3 protein-coding genes are annotated in these 2,594 nt (G+C 46.7%); all 3 read right to left on the bottom strand.

The features are described 5' to 3' along the window. Positions 1-31 precede the first annotated feature (31 nt). The 3 genes from WA249_RS18790 to tnpA all read right to left on the bottom strand — a co-directional run bounded on the left by WA249_RS18790 (position 32) and on the right by tnpA (position 2,513). On the bottom strand, positions 32-1,678 hold the full coding sequence (locus tag WA249_RS18790) for an IS66-like element ISAba17 family transposase (RefSeq protein WP_001094416.1): 1,647 nt from the start codon (positions 1,676-1,678) through the stop codon (positions 32-34). A 74-nt stretch (positions 1,679-1,752) separates the two neighbouring features. Continuing rightward, complete coding sequence (gene tnpB, locus WA249_RS18785) at positions 1,753-2,088, bottom strand: IS66 family insertion sequence element accessory protein TnpB (RefSeq protein ID WP_000618090.1); 336 nt, start codon at positions 2,086-2,088, stop codon at positions 1,753-1,755. Further along, a complete protein-coding gene (tnpA, locus tag WA249_RS18780) occupies positions 2,085-2,513 on the bottom strand; it encodes an IS66-like element accessory protein TnpA (RefSeq protein ID WP_000364662.1) in 429 nt (142 codons plus the stop codon). Before tnpA ends, tnpB begins: the two co-directional genes overlap by 4 nt. Between the last annotated feature and the right edge of the window lie 81 nt (positions 2,514-2,594).

Below are 2,594 nucleotides of genomic sequence, written 5' to 3'. Positions count from 1 at the left end.
GTAAGCATCCGCTGAACGCCATCGCCAAGTTTTAACGGGGTTCAGGTTTCCAGCGGTGAGGTAGTAATTCTTCTATTTGAGGCACTTTATGTGTTGGCAACCTTTTCAGCACATCACTTAAATAGGCATACGGATCCAAGCCATTCAGCTTTGCTGACTGGATTAAAGTCATGATATTGGCAGCTCGTTGACCACTGCGCAGCGAACCTGCAAATAGCCAGTTCTTACGCCCCAAGGCCCAGGGACGCATTTGGTTCTCTATCCAATTATTGTCAATGGGTAGATTGCCATCATCCAGATAGCGGCTTAAAGCAGTCCAACGTTTTAGGCTGTAATTGATCGCCCGGGCGGTTGGAGAACTCGATGGCACCGTCAGTTGATGTTGGTTGAGCCATTCATATAGTTGTTGCATGACCGGTTGACTATGCTGTTGTCGGTATTCGCAGCGGTCTTCCGCTGTACCATCCGTCTTTTTTCTTAATTCTGCTTCTATCGCATATAATTTCTGAATCAGCACTAATGCCTGTTCAGCGACCTGACTTTTCTTGGTCACATGTAGTTCATGGAATTTACGACGTGCATGTGCCATGCAGCCCACCTCAATGACCTGACCTGATCTAAAGCGTGCTTTATAACCACTGTAATCATCACAGACCAAATGACCCTGCCAGCCTTTCAGGAAGTCTTCAGCATGCTGGCCAGAACGGCTATCTTGAAAGTCATAGATCACTGCCTGAACTGGATTGTACTGTGTGCTGGCATAGGCCCAGACATAACCTTTTTTGGGCTTTTTCTCATTTTCACCCATCTGCATGACCGTCACCGGTGTTTCATCTGCATGGATCACCTGCTGTTGCAGTACCACCTGTTTTAAGGCATTGGCCAGAGGTTCCAGTTCCACCCCACAGCGGCCAATCCAGTCAGATAACGTTGATCTAGACAGATCAACACCTGCGCGTAGAAAGATTTGACGTTGACGGTACAAAGGCAAATGATCGGCATACTTTGACACCAGCACATGGCTAAGCAATTCAGGTGAAGCAATGCCTTTATCAATCACATAGGCTGGCATCGCTTGCTGAGTCAGAGTGTCACACTGATCACAGACCCATTTACCACGCACATGCTGTTCCTTATAGAACTGTGCCGGTCTGAAATTCAGTTTTTCACTGACATCTTCACCGATACGACGCAAGGTACAGCCACAACTGCATTGTGTTGATTCAGGTTCATGCTCAATACGGAGGGTGTGTAGATGATCTGGCAACAGCCGACGTTTAGGTTTGTTGACTGGGGCTTTCTGTGCAGCTGCATTGGTTTTATCTGCATTCAGTCGTTCCAGTTCCAGATCAACCGCTGCAATATCTTCTTCAACCGCTTCATCCCAGAGATGGATTTGTTTTGCGGTTAGATGTTCATTTTTACTGCCGAATTTATGCTGTTTAAATAGTGCAAGCTCATGCTCGTATTTTTGATTGAGAATAGAAAGATGTTGAACTTTAGAATCTAATTGCTGATTGGTGACTTCAAGATGTTGAACTCTGGCATCTAATTGCTGATTTGATTGTTCCAGTTGTTGTTTAGATTGTGCCAGAGACTGATGCTGCATCGCCAACTGTCTGGTAAATTCCAGCAGTTGTTCATGGGTCAGTTGGCTTAAATCAGGCAGCGTATTCATGACCGCAGTATGCCTGAGGTCATGATGCAGAGGAAATAGAACGTTTGGAGAATAGCAGAATGGATGAGCCTGGTTTAGAGCATTGTTACCACTTGCTGCAGTCCGATTCTTTGCCAGGGCAAACCCTGGATCAGTGCCTGTAACTGCTCCGGGCTGATCGCCATACTTTCACCCTGGTGAACTTTAGCCCAGTGGAATTTCCCCTGTTCCAGCCGCCGGGCACACAGCCAGATACCCAGTCCATCATGCACCAGCACTTTCATACGATGGCCACGCTTATTACAGAACAGGTAAGCGCAATGCGGTTTGATGTAGCCAAAGGCTCTCAGCACCTGAGCCATGGCTGTATCCATCCCTGCACGCATGTCCATCGGCTGGGTAGACAACCAGATCTCATCAATACGAATCATTGAGTCAAACCCTGGATCAGCAACAGTAATTCAGTTACTGACTCCACCGGCCAGTCGATCTCGATCATCTGATCCCTTGCGGAACTTGGTGCCTCATGTAATGGAATCCTGATATGAGCGACAGCTTTCTTCTCTGGCACAGGTGGTAGAGGTGCTTCTTGTTTGACTGGAGTCGGGTGAAGAATGACCGGAAGAAAGTCAGTCTGTGGAATGGATGGGGTTTTTAATGCAGGGGGCATTGATCTGGACTGACGAATCCATTTATGTAGCAGATTGGCATTGATCTGATGTTGCATTGCTACCTTGGCCACTGATGTATCTGGCTGCTGGCATTGCTGAATAAGTTGATGTTTAAATTCAGCTGTGAAGGTTCGACGGGGCTTTTTTAGCGTTGGTGCACTGTCTATAACTGTCTTTAAATCCATAAATAGGTGTCCACTTAAATTTAAGTGGACACTATCGCGGTATTAATGAGTTAGAAAAAGTGGGGTTCAGCGGACGCTTAC

The sequence above is a fragment of the Acinetobacter sp. 161(2023) genome (assembly GCF_037027805.1).
GTDB lineage: Bacteria > Pseudomonadota > Gammaproteobacteria > Pseudomonadales > Moraxellaceae > Acinetobacter.
This window is presented reverse-complemented; position numbering and strand designations above follow the sequence as displayed.

Excerpts from the sequence above, each read along its gene's own strand:
- WA249_RS18790 (WP_001094416.1), bottom strand. The coding sequence starts at position 1,678 with ATGAATACGCTGCCTGATTTAAGCCAACTGACCCATGAACAACTGCTG.
- tnpB (WP_000618090.1), bottom strand. The coding sequence starts at position 2,088 with ATGATTCGTATTGATGAGATCTGGTTGTCTACCCAGCCGATGGACATG.
- tnpA (WP_000364662.1), bottom strand. The coding sequence starts at position 2,513 with ATGGATTTAAAGACAGTTATAGACAGTGCACCAACGCTAAAAAAGCCC.